This window comes from Streptococcus vulneris (assembly GCF_019218685.1).
Taxonomy (GTDB): Bacteria; Bacillota; Bacilli; order Lactobacillales; family Streptococcaceae; genus Streptococcus; species Streptococcus vulneris.
In genome coordinates, this window is the sequence record NZ_JAHUZC010000005.1 from 17,991 (window position 1) to 44,281 (window position 26,291).

General features: G+C 39.0%; 12 protein-coding genes. All 12 read left to right on the plus strand.

Annotated features, from left to right (window positions below):
• The first annotated feature begins 129 nt into the window (after positions 1-129).
• The 12 genes from KUA57_RS04790 to KUA57_RS04840 all read left to right on the plus strand — a co-directional run bounded on the left by KUA57_RS04790 (position 130) and on the right by KUA57_RS04840 (position 26,286).
• Positions 130-1,461, plus strand: a complete 1,332-nt coding sequence (locus tag KUA57_RS04790) for a glycosyltransferase (RefSeq protein ID WP_049491993.1) — start codon at positions 130-132, stop codon at positions 1,459-1,461.
• A 1-nt stretch (position 1,462) separates the two neighbouring features.
• A complete protein-coding gene (locus KUA57_RS09585) occupies positions 1,463-1,681 on the plus strand; it encodes a hypothetical protein (RefSeq protein WP_239665256.1) in 219 nt (72 codons plus the stop codon).
• Between the two features lie 168 nt (positions 1,682-1,849).
• Positions 1,850-2,818: an SLC5/6 family protein gene (locus KUA57_RS04795; RefSeq protein WP_239665257.1), complete on the plus strand. Its 969-nt coding sequence runs from the start codon at positions 1,850-1,852 to the stop codon at positions 2,816-2,818.
• A complete protein-coding gene (locus KUA57_RS04800) occupies positions 2,802-3,506 on the plus strand; it encodes an acylneuraminate cytidylyltransferase family protein (RefSeq protein ID WP_218493741.1) in 705 nt (234 codons plus the stop codon). The genes KUA57_RS04795 and KUA57_RS04800 overlap by 17 nt, the downstream gene beginning before the upstream one ends.
• Positions 3,503-4,381, plus strand: coding sequence for a glycosyltransferase family 52 (locus KUA57_RS04805; RefSeq protein ID WP_218493742.1), 879 nt, complete (start codon positions 3,503-3,505; stop codon positions 4,379-4,381). Before KUA57_RS04800 ends, KUA57_RS04805 begins: the two co-directional genes overlap by 4 nt.
• Positions 4,382-4,615: 234 nt before the next feature.
• Positions 4,616-10,804 (plus strand): MucBP domain-containing protein, encoded by a 6,189-nt coding sequence (locus KUA57_RS04810; RefSeq protein ID WP_218493743.1) that lies wholly within the window; start codon positions 4,616-4,618, stop codon positions 10,802-10,804.
• Positions 10,805-11,107: 303 nt separating this feature from the next.
• Positions 11,108-20,908, plus strand: coding sequence for a Rib/alpha-like domain-containing protein (locus KUA57_RS04815; RefSeq protein WP_218493744.1), 9,801 nt, complete (start codon positions 11,108-11,110; stop codon positions 20,906-20,908).
• A 263-nt stretch (positions 20,909-21,171) separates the two neighbouring features.
• On the plus strand, positions 21,172-22,029 hold the full coding sequence (locus KUA57_RS04820) for a VOC family protein (RefSeq protein ID WP_218493745.1): 858 nt from the start codon (positions 21,172-21,174) through the stop codon (positions 22,027-22,029).
• 95 nt (positions 22,030-22,124) lie between these two features.
• Entirely contained in the window at positions 22,125-22,682 is a 558-nt protein-coding gene (locus KUA57_RS04825; protein WP_049487759.1) for a sugar O-acetyltransferase, read from the plus strand.
• A 334-nt stretch (positions 22,683-23,016) separates the two neighbouring features.
• Positions 23,017-24,267 (plus strand): dicarboxylate/amino acid:cation symporter, encoded by a 1,251-nt coding sequence (locus KUA57_RS04830; protein WP_120719243.1) that lies wholly within the window; start codon positions 23,017-23,019, stop codon positions 24,265-24,267.
• A gap of 14 nt (positions 24,268-24,281) precedes the next feature.
• A complete protein-coding gene (locus KUA57_RS04835; RefSeq protein ID WP_061865019.1) occupies positions 24,282-25,220 on the plus strand; it encodes an ATP-grasp domain-containing protein in 939 nt (312 codons plus the stop codon).
• A gap of 301 nt (positions 25,221-25,521) precedes the next feature.
• Positions 25,522-26,286, plus strand: a complete 765-nt coding sequence (locus KUA57_RS04840) for a nucleoside phosphorylase (RefSeq protein WP_061865018.1) — start codon at positions 25,522-25,524, stop codon at positions 26,284-26,286.
• Positions 26,287-26,291: the final 5 nt, after the last annotated feature.

Consider the following 26,291-nt stretch of genomic DNA (forward strand, 5'->3'; position numbering starts at 1 on the left):
CATAAAGTCCTTTTGAGGGGGAACTTGCTAGGAAATCCCCAAGCATTGTAACGGAAAAACCACCCTCGCTTCTTTGTGAGGGTGGTTTTTCCTTTGTAAGTAGAAAATAAGAGAGAAAGAGTCTACATCATGTCGAGAATTGTCACCATTCATCCAGCCAAGGAAATCCATCGCTATGGTTTTGAGAGTACCCAAGTCTATCGAGCCCGTATAGCACGCCATCTGGGTTTGGAATATGTTCACCTTGTATCGAGTCCTCAGCTTCGTCCTGACTGGAAGAAAGATTTAATCAAGTTAGGATTTTTAGAAAAAGAACTGATATGTGTTCCGCATAGTTTTTCAGATATAGGCCATGCAGACTTATCAGTGAAGCCAGAAAGTTTAACGCTAGCAGATGGAGATCAGGTGGAGCTCAATGAGGATGGTTTTGTGGTCTCTGTTACCCTGGGAGATGGCTCGGGGAGATATTACTATACCAAGGGTCCCTTCTTGTTTGAAGATTTCAAGGAAAAGGAACTGCGTTGGTATCACGAAAATGGAGAATTGGCTCTGGAAGGACGCTTTATCGATCCCTTCAAAGAACCCTCTCCTGTCACTATCTTTTACCCAGAATACATCTACCGCATAGGAGGAGAAATCCGTTCTGAAGAGGACTTACTGGTCAAGTTCTTAGCCAAATGGGCCCAGCAAACCGACCTCTTTATCCGTGACCAACAAATCGTACCCAAACCCAGCCTTTGGCGTTACATGGAAAACACGGATAAAAATTATTATGAAGTCGTCCATGAAAATGTCATGCGAGATTTACGCCTCGCCAATCTGCGCAAGACAAACAAATACCTAGTTGCCAGTGAAGTTTTGACTGATACTTTGGCGAAACAAGGGTATGACACTAAGTTTTTACCACCAATGTTTACAGAAAAAGTAGGTCAGCTAAGAAAAATCGGACCTGTTTTGGACTATTGCTTGGTGGGTCATATGGGAGAAGGCAAGAACGTTGAACTTGTCATTGAAGCTTTTATCGAACTCTACAAACGTGGCTCCAAGGCCCAGATTACCTTTTATGGTGGTACAGAGGAGCGTCTGGAGGAACTTCGTAATCGCTACGATCTGCCACCAACCATTCACTTTAAAGGTATCGTTGACGAAGTACCTTATCATCTCCACCAATGCTATTTGTCTGCAAGTTATACAGAGTTATTTGCTAATGCCTGTATTGAAGCCTTGAGTCAAGGTTTGTTAGCCTTGTTATCTGATGTGGAGATTGCCCATCGTTTCTATGCTGACCAGTCCAATGCCATCAACTTGTTTAAAAGCAAATCAGAGTTGATTCAAAAGATAGAAGAGATGGAAGAGCCTGATTTTTATCTATCGAATGAAAAAAATCTAGCCTTATCCTCTTGCTATTCTCTGGAAAAAGTAGCTCAAATATACAGAGAACTACTAGATAGGAACTTCTAGGATGTTGGGAATTCTAGTCACCCTAGTGCTCTATTTCTGCTTGATTTCCTGGATTGCCTATCGGAAAAAAGGGAGCGAAGAGAACTATTATCAGGTTAAGAAAGCTGTTCCAGTGACAGTTTTGGCCTTCTCAGTCTTTGCGACCTTGCTCAGCCCCATTTCCTTTCTGACTCTGGTGGGGAATGCCTATACAGGCAGGTCCTATCTCTGGTTTGCCTAGTGCGGCATCTTTCTAGCCATTCCACTAGCTCATCGCTATTTTCTTCCCCTCTATCAAAAGGGAAACTATGAGACAGCCTATCATCTTTTAGAGGACAAGTTTCAATCGACTGGCATTCGTTCACTGGCCTCAGGTCTTTTCATCATTTACCAGTTGGGGCGAATAGCAGTGGTGAACTACTTGTTGTCTCAGGCCTTAGCGCCCTTTATCCCTATCAATCAGCTGATCTTGTCAGGTTTACTCCTTCTTTTGACGGTTTATTATCTGGCAAGGGGTGGTCTCTTGGTTGTGCTGTGGACGGACTTTTTTCAGGGTTTGGTCCTGCTAGCTATACTAGCCCTCTTTCTACCAAGAATTGCCCAATCTGGCTTAGTCATGAATAGCAGTCAACAGCTTTCTCGCTTTGCAGAGAAACTGGATGGGCAGACGGTCTTGATCTTAGTTTCAGGAGCAGGCTTTAGTAGCTTATTCTCCTACGTCTCCTCGCAGGATATTGTCCAACGTTTTAATAGCAAAATGGGGCGTCAGAAGATTGGAAAAATTTTATGGCTACAGGGACTTTTGTCCTTTGGGGTTGCCAGTTTACTGTATCTGATTGGCTGCTTAATTCGTCAGGAAAATTTCGCTACCACATCGACCAATCCTGTGCTCATTGCCTATGCTCGGGAAGGTCTGGCACCTTGGTTTGGTAGTTTCATCATGCTGGCTCTCTTGGCAGCAGGCCAATCCACAGTTTCATCCAGTATGAATGCAATCGTGACCTGCTTGAAGTTGGATTTTGCTTGGTCAAAGATTCGTTGGTCGCCAAGCCTCCTATCCTTTGTCTTAGCATGTTTGTCTTGGCTCCTCTGCCTCTTACTCATGAATGCAGAAATCTACTCTATCTATGAGTGGATTAACGGCTTTATGGGCCTGACACTAGGTGTGATAGGTGGTTTGTATCTCTTGGTCTTACTCTTCAAAAAACCGAGTTTACCACTAGCCAAAATCTATTTGGTCTTTAGTCTAGGAGTCTTGGTTCTCTATCATTACAGTGGTTTCTTTGCCAATCCCACTCCTTGGTTAAATAGCATCATCACCACCCTATCTGCTCTTTTTATCTCAATTCTAGGAAGACTATATGAAAGCAAAATCTAAACCCATAGCCGTCATTTTAATCCGTTCGGGTTCACGCGGCTTAGTGGATAAAAATATCAAACCGCTTGCAGGCAAACCCTTGGTTTTCTATACCATAGAAGTCGCTCTAGCCTCCAAGCTATTTAGTGATATCTGGATATCCTCAGACTCACTAGCCTATCTAGAACTCTGTTGTCAAGCCTATCCAGAGATTCGTTGTGTCCACAGACCAAAAGAATTGGCCTTGGCAACAACCTCTAGCTTAGAAACCTTACGCGACTTTTTACAGCCCTTTGAGGAAGAGCAGGTCTTTGTGAATCTACAGGTGACTTCACCTCTTAGAGAGGTAGAGCATCTCATCGAGTCCTATCAACTTTACTGTCAGTCTGGCGCTGACCATTTGATTTCCTGTGTTAAGGCGGACAAGAGTCGTAGTCTTTACTTGCAGTTTGCGGAGTCGTCATTTATCCATCCCCCTCAAGTTTCCAAGCACTATGCTCGGCAGAAAGAGCCTGTCTATTACTATCCCAACGGTAGTATTTGGATTTCTCGCAAGGACCTTTACCTACGAGACGAGACCTTTTACACAGATAAGACAGTAGCCTATGAAATGCCCAAACTCTATTCTTATGATATCGACGATGCCTTGGACTTTGAAGTCGTTGAGACCTTGCTTCACCATCACCACTTAGGAGAATCAAAGAGATGAAACACCTCATCATTGCCACAACGCCCTTGCAGGCTAAAATAGCTCATCATATCAAGGGCCTCTATCCTAATCAGGACTTTGTCAGCCTTTATGTCAGTCCTGTAAAAAATGCTCGTCAGGAGCATTATGCAAAGGATTTTGACCATGTTCATTATCCTCAAACGACAGAGGACTTGGCTCAGATTTGTCAGGAGCTTGTCGGCGACTATGACACCATTTTTTATGCTAGCTTTGACAATAGCTTGATTCTGGACTTGGTTGCTAGTTCGACCTACCAGCACCTCATGAGTTTCGATGATGGCTATGCGGATATTTACCCTTTGGGAATGTATGCCCTCCCTCTTCAACCCAGTCAGGTGGGTTCTCTGGGCTTAACCAGAGATGACTTGATTGAGCGGACGGAAAAGCACTATACCCTCTATCGCAGTAACTACCATGTCGTAGCTAGAGAGAAACTAGTCTATCTGGAGCATTTTTTTAACCTGCCTCAAGCTCCTGTTTCAAATGGCAAGACAGTCAAGGTTCTGCTGGGGCAAAAGTTCTCTGAAGAGGACGATCAGATCTCCATCCGCTTTATCAGTACCTATGCCAAGGCCTTGGCCATTGACCTCTATCTACCCCATCCCAAGGAAACCTTCACTATCCCTGATGTGACCTACTTGGAGACGGAGCTCATCTTTGAAGATGTCCTAGCCCAACTCTTTCAAGAATACGAGTTCGTTCATGTCTATCATTTTACCTCATCAGTCAGCCTGCACTTGAAAGACCTTCCCCATGTGACCATTACAGGCATTTCCCTCCCCTACTATGAGGACCGTCAAAAAGAATTGCGACGCTTGGGTTGTCAGTTTGAAAGGGTTTCACTTGGCTGGTAGCATAAATGTATATTTTAAAATATGTAAATCCATACATCTGTATGGATTTTTTATATATAAATATAGCGAAAAACTATAGTTTGAATGATTAAAAAGCACTCAAATTCCTTGTATAGGAGGTTTTAAAGTGTTAAAATGGAAGAGTGAGGTTTTTGGTTTTATTAATCATTTATTACTATAACAACATTATGAAATCAAGAATCATGCAAAAAATAAAAGTAAAGGATACTAAGAATGTTTATAAATAAAAAAGAAAAATTTTCCATTCGTAAGTTTAAAGACGGCCGTTCAGACTCAGTCAAAATCGGAACAGTAGCTTTGATTGTTGGTACAGCCCTTGCAATGGCAGGACAAACCCAGACTGTAGAAGCAGCTGTAAAAGATAATGGTAATGGAACATCAACAATCTCAAATGATAAGGGGTCAGTAATTGTAGATACAGCTAATATTGAGAACCCAGATGCAGGTAGGCAATTTTCAACTGATCCAACTGCAGAGGGAACAAATACAATTACTAAAACTGGAAAAGTAGACTACAAATATGTAACTGCTGAGGGTAATACTGTATTAGAAGAAAACAAAAACCAAAACTCTGGTGCTGATAAAACTATCGAAACACCATACGATGTATACGGTAAATCAGGAGAAGTTTTCAAAGGAACTACAGGTGGTGATGCAGAAGCTAGCGACCTAAACGACGCTAAAGAAAATGGTAAGAAAGAAACAATCGAAAAAGATGGGAAGACTTACCACCTAATCGGAGAACCTAAGGTTGAAACTACTGGAAACGGTGGAGGAGTGTACTCTGACACAACTCTAGGTGATGTAACTGCGAAATTGACTCCAGAAGGGTTAAGTAACGCAGAAGGTAAAATCACTTATGATACTGTAAAACCTGGTGGAAAAGCTTGGATTGTTGAACAAACAGGAAAAGGAACATATGGTAAATATGTACAAGCTGATTCAGGTGCGATCACTTCTGATGCTAAGATGATAGAAGCTTTCAAAGCTGGAGAAGCAACAGCAAAAAACTTCACTTCAGCTAACGTAACAGCTGATGGTGGAATCAAAGAAGGTGATTATGTTTTCGTCCTTGAGAAAAATACCTATGTAACAGCTAAAACTGAGAGTTTCTCTTTAACAGCACAGATACAATTGTCATCTAGTGATAATGTAGCAGATGATAAAGATGGAACTGGGGCTACTTTAAATAGAACATATGCAATGGTACAAAACTTTAAAGCGGCTCCAGATACTTTAACAGGAGAAGCAAACAAAACTCTTGTAAAAAACTATCTTGCATATCTTCAAGAAAAAGGATTTGAAGATAACCTCCTTAATTTCAAACGATATATTACTTTAGGAATGGCGGCAAAAACTGGTGGTCCTCTGGAGATTAGTGCTGATAAGGGAGATCAAGTTGATGATAAAGGAAGACCTACAAGTGATATAACAGCTGATATAGCAAGCGTTACTGATCAAGAAACAAGTACTTTAGAAGATAGTAGTGATTTTCTTCTTAAATTTTCTGATCCTTCGCCGGAAGTTGAAGAGTATTCTTACCGTGACGAAATCACTCCTCTTCGTGCATACCGTTTAGCAAGTGGTACTACAACAATCACTTACACTTATGCAGAAGAAAAAACTCGTGAAATCGAGAAAAAAGGTTCTGTAGTCGTTAACTACCAAACAGAAGACGGAACAGAATTAAAAGCTCCTTACACTGATACTCCTGAAACAGTAGCTGAAGTAGTAACTGAGAAATACTATGTTGATGCTGATGGAAATGATGTAATTGTAAGTAGTACTACAGCTTCTAAAAACGTACCTTACAACACTAAAGAAAATGAAACTGAAAAACCTCAAAAACTTACAGATGCACAAGGAAATGTTTACTACCTAAACGAAGCAAACACAATGACATCTGTAAATGGTACAGAAACTACATCACCAGCTGAAACAGGAACAGTAGTAGAAGGTGTTACAAAAGTAACTTACATCTATGAAAAAGCTGGATCAGTAATCGTTAACTACAAAACAGAAGATGGAACTCCACTTGCAGGAACAGTAGTAGACGAAGATGGAGCTGGTAAAACTGTAGAATCAGGTGCAAAAGACATTGATAATGGTAAACCAGGTACAGCTTATAACACTGCAGACAATGGAATGAAACCAACTCGTATTAAAACTGCAGAAGGCAAAGTATACGAATTAGTTCCAGACTTAACTGAAGGTGAAGAAACAGGTGAGGTTGAATCAGGAACAACTAAAGAAGTAACCTACGTTTACAAAGAAGTTAAAGGTAATGTTGTCGTTAAGTATGAAGATACTGAAGGTAACACACTTGCTGATGACGAAAAAGATGAAACAGATGCTTCTCTAAATGTTAAATACGATACAGCTGACCACAAAAAAGAATCTATCGAGAAAGATGGTGTTAAATATTACTTAACAGCTAAAGAACTGAAAGATGGTTCTAAACCAGCTACTGGAGACGTAGTAGAAGGAACAACTACAGTAACTTACGTTTACGAAAAAGCTGGATCAGTAATCGTTAACTACCAAACAGAAGACGGAACTCCATTAACAGGTACTGCAGATGGTGCAAATGTAGCTTCAGGTGCTAAAGACACTACAGACGCTAAAGCAGGAACTGACTACAACACTGCAGACAACGGAATGAAACCAAACCGTATTACAACTGCAGAAGGTAAAGTATACGAATTAGTACCAACAGCAACTAAAGGTGATGAAACTGGTAAAGTTGTTGCAGGTGAAACGAAAGAAGTAACCTACGTTTATAAAGAAGTAAAAGGTAATGTTGTCGTTAAGTATGAAGATACTGAAGGTAACGTAATCGCAGAAGACGAAAAAGACGAAACAGATGCTTCTCTAAACGTTAAATACGACACAGCAGACCACAAAAAAGCTGAAATCACCAAAGACGGTGTTAAATACTACCTAACAGCTAAAGAATTGAAAGATGATTCTAAACCAGCCACTGGAGACGTAGTAGAAGGAACAACTACAGTAACTTATGTTTATGAAAAAGCTGGACAAGTAGTCGTTAACTATCAAACAGAAGATGGAACTCCATTAGTAGGTGTTGACCCAGCTGGTGCAAATGTAGCTTCAGGTGCTAAAGACACTGTAGATGGAAAACCAGGATCAGATTATGATACTTCTGACAACGGAATGAAACCAGCTCGTATCACAACTGCAGAAGGCAAAGTATACGAATTAGTACCAACAGCAACTAAAGGTGAAGAAACTGGTAAAGTTGTTGCTGGAGAAACTAAAGAAGTAACATACGTTTATAAAGAAGTAACTGGTGATGTAGTAGTTCACTATGTTGACACAGAAGGTAACAAAATCGCAGCTGATAAAGACGACCTTAAAGGTGCATCTCTAAGCGAAAAATATGATACTGCTGTTGATAACAAACCAGAAAAAATCACTGCAGAAGACGGAACTGTATACTACATTACAAAAGCTGGTCTTAAAGATGATTCTAAACCAGAAACTGGAAACGTAGTTGAAGGTAAAACTGATGTAACTTACGTTTATGAAAAAGCTGGATCAGTAATCGTTAATTACCAAACAGAAGACGGAACTCCATTAGTAGGAACTGCAGACGGTAAAGATATTGCTTCAGGTGCTAAAGATACTGACAATGGAAAACCAGGTTCTGAATACAACACTGCAGATAACGGAATGAAACCAACTCGTATCACAACTGCAGAAGGAAAAGTATACGAACTAGTCCCAGCATCAACTAAAGGTGATGAAACAGGTACTGTAGAATCAGGTCAAACGAAAGAAGTAACCTACGTTTATAAAGAAGTTAAAGGGAATGTAGTAGTTCACTATACAGATGAGGCAGGAAACAAAATTGCTGAAGATGCTAAAGATACAACAGATGGATCAATTAGCACACCATATGACACTTCTGATAACGGCATGAAACCAGAACGTATTACGACTCCAGAAGGCAAAGTTTACCAATTAGTACCAACAGCAACTCAAGGTGCTGAAACTGGTAAGGTTACTGAAGGAACTACAGAAGTAACCTACGTTTATAAAGAAGTAACTGGTGATGTAGTCGTTCACTATGTTGACACAGAAGGTAACGTAATTGCTGAAGATAAAGAAGATACGAAAGGTGCTTCTCTAAACTCTAAATACGATACAACTGACAACAAACCAGAGAAAATCGAAAAAGACGGAACTGTTTACTACTTAACAGAAAAAGCTCTTAAAGATGACTCTAAACCAGAAAACGGAGACGTAGTAGAAGGTAAAACTGAAGTAACTTACGTTTACGAAAAAGCTGGACAAGTAGTCGTTCATTACACTGACGAAAAAGGTAACACTATTCAAGAAGATGCTGTTGATACAAAAGACGGTAAACCAAACTCAGACTACAACACTGCTGATAACGGAATGAAACCAAACCGTATCACTACTCCAGAAGGTAAAGTATACGAATTAATCCCTCAGTCAACTAAAGGTGATGAAACAGGTAAAGTTAAAGCTGGAGAAACGACAGAAGTAACTTACGTCTACAAAGAAATCACTGGTAATGTCGTCGTTCACTACGTTGATACAGAAGGAAACACACTTGCTGAAGATACGAAAGATGTAGAAAATGGATCACTAAGTGAGAAATATGACACAACTGACAACAAACCAGCTAAACTTGAAAAAGATGGACAAGTTTACTACTTGACAGCTAAAGAATTGAAAGACGGTTCTAAGCCAGAAAACGGTGCTGTTGTAGAAGGAACTACAGAAATCACTTATGTATACGAAAAAGCAGGAAACGTTCTTGTTCATTACGTAGACGAAGCTGGAAACACTCTTCAAGCAGATGCTGTTGATACAAAAGATGGTCAACCAGGAGCTAAATATGATACTTCTGATAACGATATGAAACCAACTCGTATCACTACTCCAGAAGGAAAAGTATATGAACTCGTACCAGCATCAACTAAAGGTAACGAAACTGGAGATGTTGAAGCAGGTAAAACTACAGAAGTGACTTATGTCTACAAAGAAGTAAAAGGAAACGTCGTCGTTCACTATGTAGACGAAGCTGGAAACACAATCGCAGAAGACATTAAAGATACGACTGATGGATCTGTAAGCTCAGCATATGACACAAGTGACAACAAACCAGCTACAATCACTACAAAAGATGGTAAAGTATATGTACTTGTACCAACTTCAACTAAGGGTGAAGAGTCTGGTAAAGTAACAGAAGGAACAACAGAAGTTACTTACGTTTATAAAGAAGTAACTGGAGATGTAGTAGTTCACTACGTTGACACAGAAGGCAACGTGATTGCTGAAGATAAAGAAGATACTAAAGGTGCTTCTCTAAACGCTAAATACGATACAACTGACAATAAACCAGCAACAATCGAAAAAGATGGTGTTAAATATTACTTAACAGAAAAAGCTGTTAAAGACGATTCTAAACCTGAAACAGGAGATGTAGTAGAAGGTAAAACTGAAGTAACTTACGTTTACGAAAAAGCAGGACAAGTAGTAGTTCACTATGTAGACGAAGCTGGAAACACAATCCAAACTGACGCTGTTGATACCAAAGACGGTAAACCAGGAGCTGCTTACAACACTACTGATAATGATATGAAACCAACTCGTATTACAACTGCAGAAGGAAGAGTATACGAATTAGTACCAGCATCAACTAAAGGTAACGAAAACGGAAGTGTTGAAGCAGGTAAAACAACAGAAGTAACATATGTGTACAAAGAAATTAAAGGAAACGTAGTCGTTCATTATGTAGACGAAGCGGGTAACACAATCGCAGAAGACGTTAAAGATACTACAGACGGATCAGTAAGCTCAGCATATGACACAACTGACAACAAACCAGCTACAATCACTACGAAAGATGGAAAACTATACGTATTAGTACCAACTTCAACTAAAGGTGATGAAAATGGTAAAGTAACAGAAGGAACAACAGAAGTAACTTACGTTTATAAAGAAGTCAAAGAAGGTACTACAAATGGAGGCTCACTCACTCCATCTCAACCAGGTTCTCCATCAACACCTTCAACAAACCCAACAAGTCCGGTGAAACCGACAGACCCAAGTCAACCAACAACACCGGCTAACCCAGCAACCCCAGCTGCCCCAGCTAACCCAGCAACACCGGTTGCTCCGGCTAATCCAACTAACCCAACAACACCGGCTAACCCAGCAACTCCAACGATGCCATCAGCACCAGTAAATGGTAAAGCACCACAAGCTCCAGTAGCTCCATCAGAAGCTAAAGGACAAGCTGAACTTCCTAATACTGGTACAGAAGACCATGCTAGCCTAGCAGCACTTGGACTTTTAGGTGTCTTGAGCGGATTTGGGCTTGTTGCTCGTAAGAAAAAAGAAGACTAAATTTAATTAGATTTTCTGATAAGAATAAGGAGTAGGATATCATATCCGCTCCTTTTTCTATGTAAATATGAGGTAATTTTTAATCTTTTTTGAAAGTTGTTAATCATATTTCTGAAGCTATTAATTATCTTTGCTTTTTTATATATTAACATCGATTAAAATATCGAATTGCTTGACATAGTGAATAGATAGAGTTATTATATATATTATACAATAGGTGAAGTCAGGGATTTTCTTAGTATCTATTTAAGGATTTTACTGACTTTTCTTGATGTAAATAAAAATATAAGAAAAGGAGTAGTAATGTACTCACGAATAAAAAAATATCATGGACAAAAGGTTCAACGATTTTCAATCCGAAAGTATAGTTTCGGTGCAGCATCGGTAGCGATTGCTGCGCTTATGATATTTGGAGGTGGAGCAACTGCAAAAGCTGACACTATTCAAGGAAACGATGCAAGAACGAGCTCAAATTTGTCTAATCAACAGTCATCGCCATCTCAAGAAAACCTAAATCACGAAGAGAATGTTGCGAGCCCTGATGCTAAGGGAAAAGAAATTCCTTCTAAAGATCCAGTTTCTAAACCAGTAGTAACTTCAGCTGAAGCTTTAGTTAATGAAGATAGGGTAGCACCAGAAAATATTGCAAAGGTAGACTTCAGTAAGTTATCAGAAGCGATTTCACGTATTCAATCAGCTATCGATAAAGTTGAAATTAGTAATAAAACATCAAAAACTATTGAGGATGCAAAGGCAGCACTATTAGAAGCTCAAGCTTTATCAGCAAATGATAAAGCAACTCAGGCAGAGGTAGATAAAACTGTTGCAAGATTAGGAGAAAAGGCTTTTGTAATTGAGAGCATGCCAAAAGTGTCTCCTGCTGTAGAAGATAAATCAGAAACAGAAGCTAAAGTAGAAAAAACAAATAAAAACCAAGATCCACGAAACGGAAAAGCAATTCCTGGTAAAGGGGAAAGTGGGTTTAGAGCGACTCCTACTGGTGTAGGGGAACAAGCAGCGGAAGGTCCTACAAGTAATAATAAGAGGGGGGTAGGAGCTAACCCAGTAGATAACGTTATTTCAAGTTTGAAAAATCAATTTGGGGATATTGATTTCAATACCCCAGATGTTGAAACAAAATCCGCAACTGTTGAAAATCAATATTCAAGAAATAATGCTAGTAGTCCAAATCCAGCCCCAGTGAAGTTAGGGAAAATTACTTACAATTGGAAAGAAAAACGAATAGAAAATGAAATTGATGGTTGGAAGATAGAAGGGACAAATAATTATGTAACAGCTATCAAACCTGAAGCTCCAACAGAAGTTGCGGCTGATAGACCTGCTGGATTTGAACCAAAACCATCTAAAGTTTACGATAATAATGGAAGTATTGATAGACAGTATAACGATACTCCTACTCCAGACAATCCTTTAGCGCCTAATAAAGCTAATCAAAACTATGCAAATGGTGTCAACTACTCAAGTGTACCTGGTATTCCTTTAAATAATGCAGAACATTCTGCTGTCGGTAAAGGCTATTATATTCAGTTAAATAAAAAAGGTACACAAATTTCGAAAGAATTTAATGTCAATCCGAATTCTAGATTATATCTTAGTGCATTAACGGGTGGTGCATATGGGAATATGGGTACTGCTGGTACTGGTGAAAAAGTAGAAATTACCGTTACAGATGCAGACACAGGTGAAGTTTTAACAACACTGAAAGATGCGAATAATAATAGTGAAACAACACACGTTTCAACTCCGTATGGTGATGGAGGGAATGGTAATGGTTTCGGATTCTGGAGAACGATTATTAATACTCCAAATACGACTAAAAAAATTAAAATAACAATTAAGGCACTAGAGGATGGACCAGCATTTAAAAAGACCTATCCAGTAAATGGTAAAACAGAAATTGAAGATGGATATTTTGTAGGTGGGGTCAACTTAGCTGTTGGTGCTGCATTAGAAATGACAACAGATGTTGTTCGTAATAATGCTACATCCTCTTATGGAGAAGACACTCTCTATAAAGACAAAGAATCCGGTCAATTAAGAGTTACTGTGAAAAACGTTGGTGGGTTACCAACGTACGGTGCTTATGAATACACAATTAAAATTCCTGAAGGTGTCGAATTAAAAGATTCTCTAAAAAAAGCAAATGAATGGAATTGGCCTGGTCCTTTCCAAGTCGTATCGTATGATGAAGCTACAAGAACGCTTAGATTGAAATTCAATGCAGGGGATTCAGATCCAGCAAAGAATGGGACAAGAACATTCGGTATTGATTTCACAACGGCAAAAAATTTCAAAGGGACAGCTACTTTTAAGGTAACTGCAGAAATTAAAGAAGGATTTACAGATTTACAAGGCAACAGAGTATTAGAAAATACAGGTGTTGTAAATCCAAATAGTCCATATAGAAATACATTTAATGCACTAGGAAATACAGACAATCCAGATTACTACTACAACAAAACAATTTACATTGATACGATTAAACCAGTAACTCCTACTGTGGAACCAGTTCATACTGATAGCATTAATGGAGAAAAAACTGATAAAAATCAACCAACAGAATTATTAATTTCTGTCCCAACAGAAAAAGATACTAATTTAACAGATGTACCTAGAGAAAAACAAGATATCGCTGACAATGATAGAAACAATGGAACGGACCGTGATGCTGATACTGAGGTAGACAATATTAAAGAAGCTATTGGTGGAGTAACTTCAATGAAAGTTACGTTACCAAATAGTAAAACCCCAATTACTTTAAATAAAAAAGAAGATGGTTGGTATATTGGTGAAACAAAAGTTGAAGTACGCGATGGTAAATTAGTTGTACCAGTTCCAAAAGGGACAGATTTGACAGAAGCGAATGAGACAACAAATCCTGACAAACGTATCAAAGTTACTGTGCTTGATAAAGCAGGTAACGAATCAGATCCAGCTTATGCTAATGTTCTAAACGAAGCTCCAACAGTAGCAGTTGAGAAAAAAGATTTATATGTTTATAAAACAAAAGAAGCTGACAAATGGAATAATAATAAAGTTCTAGAAAAAGCGAAACCATCTGCAACTGACTTAGAAGATGATCGTGATGGTGTTGATTCTACTAAACCAACAATCGCAGTAAGTGATGCAGGTAATCTAGATACAACTAAAGTTGGAGATTACACTGTAAAAGTTCAATCAACTGATAGTGAAGGTAAGAAATCAACAGAAACAAATGTCACTGTTCATGTCTTAGACTTAATTAAAGTAGACCCTACAGTAACAACTGATCCAACAAATCCAAGCACAACAGCTCCAGTATCTCCAAAAACAGCAGATACACCTGTAAAAGAAGGAGATGAAAATCTTGGTAAATATCCAGCAGGAGTTACTCGTGAGGACTTAGTTAAAGAAGTTACACGTACAATTAAGTATCTAAAAGAAGAAGATGCAAACAAAGATAATGCTACTCCTTTATATGCTGAAAAGGTGCAAAAAGTAACTTACAAACGTACAGCAACAGTTAATCCTGAAACAAAAGAAGTAACTTACTCTGATTGGGAAGTTTACAATGAAGCGGATAAACTAACTGATGCTAAAGCAGATGGTACTAATGGTAAGTATAACTCAGTTGAATCTCCAGTTATTAATAATTATTTATTAGTGGATAATGCGGATAAACTTGTTCCAGAAAAAGATGCTCCTAAGCCAGCACAAAATGGAACAGCAACTTCTGAAGTGAAGAAAGTTCTTTATAAAGAAATTGGTTCATTTGTACCTGAGTACCCAGCAGGAAAGAAACCACAAGGAGCACCAGATAAGATTTCTTATCCAAATAACCCGACTGATCCAACGGTTCCAGGTGATTTTAGCACGATAACAATTCCATATATCCCAGGTTATACTCCAGTATATAATGGACAAGAATTAACACCGAAAAATCCAAATGATCCAACTCAAGGCTATAAAGTTCCAGATGGATTTACACCAACGGATAAATTTGGGGAATCACCAATTACATATACACCTTCTACTCAAACAGCTAAAGTAGTGATTGAGAAGAAAGTCGATGGAGCCGCAAATGAAGTGGTTTCTAGCTTTGATTTAACAGGTAAATCTGGTTCAGAATTACCAGCAAGTACAGATGTTGACAACAAAATCAAAGAACTTAAGAACCAAGGTTATGAAGTAGAAAGTGATGAATACCATATTCAAGATAATCATCATCCAATTTTTGATGACAAGGAAGATATCAATGCACAAGATGGTACACCAGCACCTTCTCAAACATTCAAAATTGTGGTTAAACCTAGAATCATTGAAGTTCCTTCATCAACACCACATGAAAAAGATAGTCCAGTAGATCCAAATGGGGATACCCCAGAACTTAAATGGCCTGAGGGATTAGCTGAATCTGACTTGAATACAACAGCTAAACGTGTGATTTCATATGTGAAGAAAGATTCAGATACATCGGCTGAAGAAAAAGTTAAGGATGATACTGTTCAAACGGTGCCATTCACAAGAAAAGCGACCGTTAATCTTGTCACAAAAGAAGTAAGCTATACTGATTGGGAAAGTCCAAATAAAACATGGGATAAAGTTGGAGTAGACGTTCTACCAGGATATATTGCTGATAAAAAAGAAATTCCAGCTAAAGAAGCAGCAACCCCTGCAAAAGATACAAAAGTAATCCCTGATGAAACGGATAAAGTTACTTATACGAAGATTGGAAGCTGGATTCCTGTTGATCCAACCACTGGTAAGGATGGAGATCCGATTCCATTCCCTAACGATCCAAATGATCCAACCAAGACTGGTGAAGTTACACAAATTATTCCTCATAAAGATGGATATACTCCAAAAGATGGAAATGGAACACCATTAGAACCGGTAAATCCTGCTAAACCAGAAGAAGGATATAAACCACCAAAAATTACGGATCCAAAAGCAAATATCAAGATTACCTATGATAAAGACGATCAAAAAGCAAAAGTTAAATTTGTTTCTGTAGATGATAAAGGTGTTGAAACACCATTAGATACGAAATATAATATTGATGATCTTGCTGGTAAATCAGGAGATAAAATTCCAGAAGAAAAAGTTCAAGCACGTGTTGATGTTTTGAAATCTATGGGATATGATGTTGTAGATAATCCATTTGATCAGGATCCAACGTTTGATACTAAGAAAGAAATAGATCAAGAGTTTACAATTAAAGTTAAACCACAAGTTTCAACTGCAAAACCTGTTTATGTAGTAGAAGGAGATAAACCATCTTCAGAAAAATTAAAAGATGCTGTTACTACTAAAGGAAATGAGAAAACAGTAGATGAAACTAAACTTCCTGATACAACTGATAAAGTTGGGGATGACACATTAACAGCTCCTGTGACAGTGACATACGGTTCAGGGGATAATAAACGTGAAGAAACTGTTAATGTACCGATTAAAGTTGTTGCAGGCTATCCTCAAATTGTTCCAGTAAGTGCAGACAAGAAACAACCGTCTCCAGAAGATAATATTGACACAGCAGACTATCCAGATGATGCTACATATGAGTACAAAGAAGAAGTTGATACAACAACACCTGGAGATAAAAAAGTAACTGTAGTGGTTAAACAGGGGGATAAAGTACTTGTAGAAGTACCTGCAACTGTTCGTGTAGTTGATAGCACTCCACAATTTGTTGTAGCTGATAAATCCAAACCACAACCAGATGCTAAATCAAGTATCACTCCAGAAGAATATCCAGAGGGAACAACCTTTGAGTATAAAGAACCGGTTGATACAACAACAGCGGGTGAAAAAGATGTAGTCGTTGTAGCGAAATTAGATGGAGATACTTTAGTAGAAGTACCAGCTAAAGTAGTGGTAGTAAGCCCTGAGACACAATATGTATTTGAAGACCCTGCCAAACCACAACCAGATGCAAGTGAAAGTATTAACCCTGAGCAATATCCAGAAGGAACAACCTTTGAGTATAAAGAACCAGTTGATACAACAACACCTGGAGACAAGAAGGTAACAGTAGTTGCTAAGAATGGTGAAGACAAACTTGTAGAAGTACCTGCAGTTGTGAAAGTATTACCATTAGTGAAACCAGAAGGTTTAACAGTTCTTAAAGGTAGCGAAAATTTAGAAGATGCAGTTAAAGCTAAAGCTGAAGAAGTAGTTGCAGCATTACCAAAAGATAAACTTCCTGAAGGTGTGACAGTAAAAGTTAAAGAAGTTAAATCAGGAACTACACCAACAACAGCTGAAGTGACTGAAACAGGTAAACCAAAACCTGCAACAGTTGTTATTGAATATACTGATGAAAAAGGAAACGTTATTGGTACTAAAGAAGTAGAAGTACCTGTAACAGTAGTTGGATCAACAACTAAACGAGTAGTCGTGTTTGAAGGTGATAAACCAACGAAAGCTGAAGATGCCGTAACACCAGGACAAGGCGGGACAGTTGGTAAACCAACAACATTACCAGAAACAACTGGAAAAGCAGGAACTACAGATGTAACAGTCGAAGTTCCAGTAACTTACGAAGGAATTAAAGATCCAGAACAAGTGAAAGTTCCAGTGACAGTATTGCCAGTTGCTAAAGGTGAAGTAACAGTACCAAAAGGTGAAACTACAGATAAAGTTAAAGAAGTAGCTAAAGCTAAAGCGGAAGAAGTAGCAAACTCAGCAGATTTCAAAGCTAAATTACCAGATGGTGCCAAAGATGTAGAAGTTGGAGCGATTACAGAAGAAGTGCTTGCAGCCATTACATCGGAAGCAGGAACAAACAAAGGAATTGTAAAAGTCCCAGTAACCTATACAGTAGATGGCGTTAAGTATACAAAAGATGCAGAAATTACTGTAAGTGTAGTTGGTTCAAATGCTGGTCAAGTATACGTTGTTGAAGGCGACAAACCTGAAATAGCTAAAGTAAAAGATGCAGTAACACCAGGACAAGGTGGAACAGTACAAGATCCAACAGAAGCTGATTTACCAGATACAAAGGATAAAGTTGGAGCAACCGATGTAACAGTACCAACTAAAGTTAAGTATGCAAATGGTGAAGAGACAGTAAAAGTCCCAGTGACAGTATTACCAAAAGTAACCCCAGAAGGTGTAACAGTTCTTAAAGATAGTGATAAGCAAGAACTAGAAAAAGCTATTAAAGAACAGGCTGAAAAAGCAGCTAATAACGTGAAGGGGCTTCCATCAGGAGTTACTGTAACAGTTACAGAGGTTAAAACAGGAACAGTACCACCTACAGCAACAGTTGGTGTACAAATCCCAGCGACAGTAGTGGTAGAGTATGTGAAAGATGGTAAAGTAGTTGCGACTAAAGAGGTACCTGTACCTGTTAACGTAGTAGAAGTCGTTCCAGTCTCAATAGAGACACCAGTCACATCTACCCCATTAACACCAGAGGATTACACTAAAGGCATCAAGATTCCAGAAGGTGGTAAGGTCACAAATGTTGAAAACATTCCAGACTTAACAACTCCAGGTAAGAAGGATCCGGTTAAAGTAACGGTTGAATTACCAAATGGAAAAGTGATTACAGTAGAAGTCCCAGTAACAGTAACACCTGTTAAGGAAATTGAAACTCCAGTAACTAAGACCCCATTAACACCAGAGGACTACACTAAAGGCATCAAGATTCCAGAAGGTGGTAAGGTCACAAATGTTGAAAACATTCCAGACTTGACAACACCAGGTAAGAAGGATCCAGTTAAGGTTACAGTAGAGTTACCAAATGGAAAAGTGATTACAGTAGAAGTCCCAGTAACTGTAACACCTGTTAAGGAAATTGAAACTCCAGTTACGAAAACTCCATTAACGCCAGAGGATTACACAAAAGGAATTAAGATTCCAGAAGGTGGCAAGGTCACAAATGTTGAGAATATTCCAGACTTGACAACACCAGGTAAGAAAGATCCAGTTCAGGTAACTGTAGAATTACCAAATGGAAAAGTGATTACAGTAGAAGTTCCGGTTAATGTAACACCTGTTAAGGAAATTGAAACTCCAGTTACGAATACTCCGTTAACGCCAGAGGATTACACTAAAGGTATCACCATTCCAGAAGGTGGTAAGGTCACAAATGTTGAGAATATTCCAGACTTGACAACACCAGGTAAGAAGGATCCAGTTAAAGTAACGGTTGAATTACCAAATGGAAAAGTGATTACAGTAGAAGTCCCAGTAACTGTAACACCTGTTAAGGAAATTGAAACTCCAGTAACTAAGACCCCATTAACCCCAGAGGACTACACTAAAGGCATCACCATTCCAGAAGGTGGTAAGGTCACAAATGTTGAAAACATTCCAGACTTGACAACACCAGGTAAGAAGGATCCAGTTAAGGTTACAGTAGAGTTACCAAATGGAAAAGTGATTACAGTAGAAGTCCCAGTTAATGTAACACCTGTTAAAGAGATCGAGACACCAGTCACATCTACCCCATTAACCCCAGAGGATTACACAAAAGGCATCAAGATTCCAGAAGGTGGTAAAATCACAAATGTTGAAAACATTCCAGACTTAACAACGCCAGGTAAGAAGGATCCAGTTAAAGTCACGGTTGAATTACCAAATGGAAAAGTGATTACAGTAGAAGTTCCAGTTAATGTAACACCTGTTAAAGAGATTGAGACACCAGTCACCTCTACCCCATTAACGCCAGAGGATTACACAAAAGGAATTAAGATTCCAGAAGGTGGCAAGGTCACAAATGTTGAAAACATTCCAGACTTGACAACTCCAGGTAAGAAGGATCCAGTTAAGGTAACGGTTGAATTACCAAATGGAAAAGTGATTACAGTAGAAGTTCCGGTTAATGTAACACCTGTTAAGGAAATTGAAACTCCAGTTACGAAAACTCCATTAACACCAGAGGATTACACTAAAGGAATTAAGATTCCAGAAGGTGGCAAGGTAACGAATGTTGAAAATATTCCAGACTTGACAACACCAGGTAAGAAAGATCCAGTTAAGGTAACGGTTGAATTACCAAGTGGCAAAGTGATTACAGTAGAAGTCCCAGTTAATGTAACACCTGTTAAAGAGATTGAGACACCAGTCACATCTACCCCATTAACCCCAGAGGATTACACAAAAGGTATCACCATTCCAGAAGGTGGTAAGGTCACAAATGTTGAAAATATTCCAGACTTGACAACGCCAGGTAAGAAAGATCCAGTTAAAGTAACGGTAGAATTACCAAATGGAAAAGTGATTACAGTAGAAGTTCCGGTTAATGTAACACCTGTTAAGGAAATTGAAACACCAGTAACTAAGACCCCATTAACCCCAGAGGATTACACTAAAGGAATTAAGATTCCAGAAGGTGGTAAGGTTACTAAGGTTGAAAATATTCCAGACTTGACAACGCCAGGTAAGAAAGATCCAGTTAAAGTAACGGTAGAATTACCAAGTGGCAAAGTTATTGTAGTAGAAGTCCCAGTAACTGTTACTCCGGTTAAGGGAATTGAAACACCAGTTACGAATACACCGTTAACGCCAGAGGATTACACAAAAGGTATCACCATTCCAGAAGGTGGTAAGGTTACTAAGGTTGAAAATATTCCAGACTTGACAACGCCAGGCAAGAAAGATCCAGTTAAGGTAACGGTTGAATTACCAAGTGGCAAAGTTATTGTAGTAGAAGTCCCAGTAACAGTCACTCCAAAAGCGACTCCAGCTCCAAGAGAAACAGTTAAAACTACCCCAATCGTAGTAGAGGTTGGAACTCCAATTGGCAAAGATGATGTTAAGAAACATGTTGAGTTACCAAAAGGTGCTGAAATCGTAGAAGTTGGAGAAATCCCAGCAACTGATACGGCAGGACAAAAACCAAGTGTTAAAGTAAAAGTAAAACTACCATCAGGAGAAATCGTAGAGGTAGAAGTCCCAGTAACAGTCATACCTAAGCATGTTGAACCATCAACTTCAAACCAACCAGCTTCTCAACCATCAACACCTAAAAATGTTGAAGTTAAAAAAGAATTGCCTAACACAGGTACAGAAGCCAACTCTAGCCTAGCAGCACTTGGACTTTTAGGTGTCTTGAGTGGATTTGGACTTGTTGCTCGCAAGAAAAAAGAAGACTAATTCTAATTAGATTTTCTGATAAGAATAAGGAGTAGGATATCATATCCACTCCTTTTCTTTTTGGAATAGAGATGAGAGTTATCGTAGCGTTGGTTAAAAATTTTAGGTGGCTTTATTGTCAATTCTCTGTAAATTTTCTCGTTCTAATCCCATATAGACAAGATGACAGAATTATCATCTATAAGTTGTCTGGCTTGACTTTCTTGATGGAAATTATATAATAGTTGTAATTATTTAGGTTACAATGAAAGAGAGAAATATTTATGACCTATGAATACAAGAGCTACATTTATTTGGCAGAGGTAGTTTTAAATGTAAAGGATTTGGCAAGTCAAACTGCCTTTTATCAGCAAGTGCTTGGTTTAGAAATCTTATCTCAGACTGAGACAGAGGTCATTCTAGGCCTTGGTGGAAAAGCCTTGGTTCAGCTGATTCAAGCACGAGAGAGTGGTGAAGTAAGGGAACATTATGGCCTTTACCATCTGGCGATTCTCTTGTCGACACGCAAGGATTTGGCGGATGTCTTGAAACACCTGACAGATTTACAGATTCCTCTTGTCGGCGGTGCAGACCACGGTTACAGTGAGGCCCTTTACTTGGAAGATTTGGAGGGAAATGGCATTGAACTCTATCGAGATAAGCCAGTTTCCACATGGGATATTCGAGAAGATGGACGCATTATTGGAGTGACGGAGGCTCTTGCGGCGCAGGACATTTATGAGTTGGGGGAAAGAGTAGAGCCCTTTATTCTAGCAGAAGGCACGAGAATGGGGCATATTCATCTTTCCGTCAAGGATAGTCGAAAGTCCAGCCAGTTTTATCAAAAGGTGTTAGGTTTAGAAGATAAATTCAGTGTGCCTAGCGCTAGTTGGATTGCGGCTGGGGACTATCATCATCATTTGGCAGTCAACGAATGGGGAGGAAAAGGTCTGGCTCCGCGTAAGCAAGGCTTGCCAGGTTTGGACTACTATGTCATTGAAGTTGCTAATAAGGAGGAACTGTTAACTATTGCTCAACGAGCACAAGAAGTTGATGCACCAATCAAGTGGCTGACATCTAGCCAGCTGGAAATCACAGACCCAGACGGAATTGTGACTCGTATTCGTTTAGACAGGATGTGATGACAATCAGAGGATCAATTGCAGAAAGTGCTCCCTATTCTAGTAAGATACGTAGAAATTTTGATATGATAGTAGGGAACAAGGAGAAGAAAACAGTGACCAGTGAATACCAGAAAATGATAGCAGGAGAGGTTTACCGTCCATCGGATCCAGAATTGCGAGCCTTGGCTCAGGCTTCTCGCCAAAAACAGTCTGCTTTTAACAAGGAAGAAGATCCCTTGAAGGGAGTCGAAATCATCAAGGATTGGTTTGGGTCAACCGGGCAAAATCTTTATGTCAATCCACGCCTGGTGGTCGATTATGGGGTCAATATCCATCTAGGGGAAAACTTTTATTCTAATTGGAACTTGACCATGCTGGATGTTTGTCCGATTCGCATCGGGGACAATGCTATGATTGGTCCCAACTGTCAGTTCTTGACTCCCCTCCATCCATTGGACCCGCAGGAACGTAATTCAGGTGTGGAATACGGCAAGCCTATTACTATCGGAGATAATTTCTGGGCTGGAGGAGGTGTCATTGTCCTTCCTGGAGTGATACTGGGCAATAATGTCGTTGCAGGAGCAGGGGCAGTAATTACCAAATCTTTTGGTGATAATGTTGTCCTAGCTGGCAATCCTGCGCGCGTGATTAAGGAGATACCTGTTAAATAGAAGTAAAAAGGAACAGCGGATGTTGTTTCTTTTTGTAGGTTTCATCATCTTTTACCCAGCCCACATTTACCTACTCTATCTCTTAGAAAGTCTGCTTCATTAAGCAATTACAAAGCATCCCAGTTACGAGATGCTTTTTTGATGCAGGAAGTACCAGTGTAGGAGAGAGTTTTTTTAGATTTACAAAAATTCATAATGGATAGCGAAATAGATATGACGACACTTTGAGATATTGTCATAAATCTTTTTTATGGTCACAATAGAAAATATATATTAGTCAAGTTAGAAGATTCGTAGTAGAATAATTAGCAAATAAAAGCAAAGGGGTTATTTTATGAAATTAGTTAATTTATGGTCAAAACTTTCACTCGGTTTGCAATTATTGCTAGCTTTGATTTTAGGTGTTGTTTTTGCAGTAATCTGGCCACAATTTGCAGGTTTTTATCAATTTTTAGGACAAGCATTTATTAAATTGGTGAACATGGTCATTATTCCACTAATATTCCCAATTATAGTAGTTGCAGTGGCTAGTGTCATTGGAAAAAAATCGTTTGGTAAAATTTTAACGAAGACCTTACTCTACTTTTTCGCTGTTACAACTACAATCACTTTGTTATTTGTATTCTCTAGTTACTATTTGGGATTTGGTCAAGGTGTGAATATTGGTCAAACTGGAGCTAATATCGACGGGATAGCTAATAATGTCCAATTGAGTGAGTTTTTACTTGGTTTTATTCCATCAAATATTGTGAAGTCAATTTCAGAAGGCTCTCTTCTTCCAATTATTGTTTTTGCTATATTTCTTGGTTATGGAATTGGTAGCTTGAAGAATGATAAAACCCAAAAAATTCTTGAAGGTTTCCAAATCTGGATTGAAGCTATTTATAAAATTGTAACTGTTATTGTAAAATTATCTCCTGTCGGAATCTTTGGATTTATTGCAAAAGATGTCGCTAGTACAGGGATTGATAAGTTAGTTGGACTTGGTCAATTTGTTATCGGAACTTATTTGGCTTATGGAGTTCTCATTTTAGTTGTTTTCCCTCTGATTGCCTCTATCTTTAAAGTTCCATATTTGACTGCTTTTCGTGAAAATTGGAGCCTCTTGACTCTAGCATTTATTTCAGGTAGTTCGAGTGTTGTGTTACCGTCCCTATTAAAGGATTTAAAAAAACAGGGACATGATGAGAATACGATTGATTTGGTTGTTCCTTTAGGATATACCTTTAATCTAGAAGGAGCAGCTGTCTATTTTTCAGTAGCCACTATTTTTATCGCACATGCCTACGGTATCCAATTTTCATTATCAAGTCTCTTATTTACAGTTTTACTTTTGACCTTAATTGGGAAAACTGCAGCGACTGTTCCATCAGGAGCTATCGTAGTTTTGTTGGCAGCAGCACCCCAGCTTGGATTGCCAGTAGAAGGAGTAGCCTTGATTTTTGCAGTTGATTTCTTTGTGAATGCTGGCCGTACAATGATCAATGTTTTGGGTCAAATCTTAACAGTCAGTGTCATTGAAAAAACAGAAGGTTATAGTTTAGAGGAAGACAAGCAACATCAATTGTCAGTTAATTTTTCTTAAAGGAGATAGGACTTATGAGTAACGCAAAAGTTTATGTGATTCATGAAAATATTGAATGGACACAGCATTTAGTAAAATGGTTAGAAAAAATACAAGTACCTTATGAATTATGGGATTTATCGAGTGGGATATTAGATCTTCAAAGCCCACCTCCAAAAGGAATTTTTTATAATAGGATGTCCGCATCTTCTCATACGAGAGGGCATCGCTATGCACCAGAGTTTACGGAGCAGGTGCTTACGTGGCTAGAGGCTCATGGACGTAAAGTAGTTAATGGAACGGGAGCCATCAATCTAGAAATCAGTAAGGTGAAACAATATTTGAAATTAAATGAATCTGGTATCGAGACTCCAGCAACAGTTGCTGTTTTGGGCCCAGAAAATATCATTGAAGCAGCAAGAAAATTGAATATCTATCCTTTGATTACCAAGCATAATAGAGCAGGAAAGGGATTAGGAGTGCAACTTTTCCAAAATGAAGAAGAACTAGAAGCCTATGTTAATAGTTCTGCTTTTGAACCTTCAGTAGATGGTATTACCTTGTTGCAGGCTTATATTAAACCAAGTGATGGTCGTATCCGTCGTTCAGAGTTTATCAATCAGAAGTTCCTTTATACTGTTTCAATTGATTCTTCAGATGGTTTCCAACTTTGTCCAGCAGATGGTTGTCAAATCGGTAAGAGACCAGAACAGCTGGAAACTTCTGAAAAATTCCAAATTACAGAACCTCTACCAGAATCTCAAAAAGAAGCTTATGAAGCCTTCCTTAAAAATGCTCATATTGATGTGGCAGCTATAGAATGGGTTCAATCAGAAAGCGGAGATATTTATGTGTATGATGTAAATACCAATACAAACTATAATCCTACAGCGGAACAGAATGCTGACATCTTTGCTCATCAACATCTAGCTGAATATTTAAAGAGGGAGTTAGAAGCTCTTTATAGTGAATGATCATCTTGGAAGTTAATCTTTTAAAAATTTGATAACAACTTCCGGATAAAGTAAGACATAAATACTTTTCTTTCAAGGTAACAGTTATCATCAACAACTACTAATATATAACGTCCCCTCTGAAGATTAATTACAGAGGGGCTACGTTTGTAATGTTTACTCTAATTCCTTATGATTTATAAAATCACTTAGTGTTGAGAATTCCAAGAATACTGAGATTTTTTCTCCTCAGTTCATCAACCCCCTACTTGACACTCGGTCAGCTTTTGATACAATAGTACAAAATTAGAGGAGGTGGGTTATGATTCAGAAACATGCGATTCCTATTTTAGAGTTCGATGATAATCCTCAGGCGGTTATCATGCCTGATCACGAGGGGCTGGACTTGCACTTGCCTAAGAAGTGTGTCTATGCTTTTTTAGGTGAGGAGATTGATCGCTATGCGAGGGAAGTAGGGGCGAACTGTGTCGGCGAATTCGTTTCTGCCACCAAGACCTATCCAGTCTATGTCGTGAACTACAAGGGCGAGGAGATCTGTCTGGCTCAGGCTCCTGTCGGTTCAGCTCCAGCGGCTCAGTTTATGGATTGGTTGATTGGCTATGGTGTGGAGCAGATTATTTCCACCGGTACTTGTGGTGTGCTGGCTGATATAGAGGAAAATGCATTTCTAGTCCCTGTTCGCGCTCTGCGAGATGAAGGAGCTAGTTACCACTATGTGGCACCTTCTCGTTATATGGAAATTCAGCCAGAGGCTATTGCTGCTATTGAGCAAGTTTTGGAGGCTAGAGGGATTCCTTATGAAGAAGTTGTGACCTGGACGACAGACGGTTTTTACCGAGAAACGGCTGAAAAGGTGGCTTATCGTAAGGAAGAAGGCTGTGCTGTTGTGGAGATGGAGTGTTCTGCGCTTGCGGCAGTAGCCCAACTGCGTGGCGCTCTCTGGGGAGAGTTGTTGTTCACAGCTGATTCCTTAGCTGACTTGGATCAGCACGATAGTCGTGACTGGGGTTCAGAAGCTTTCGAGAAGGCCTTGGAACTCTGCCTTGAGATAGCCTTTCAGATATAGCTACT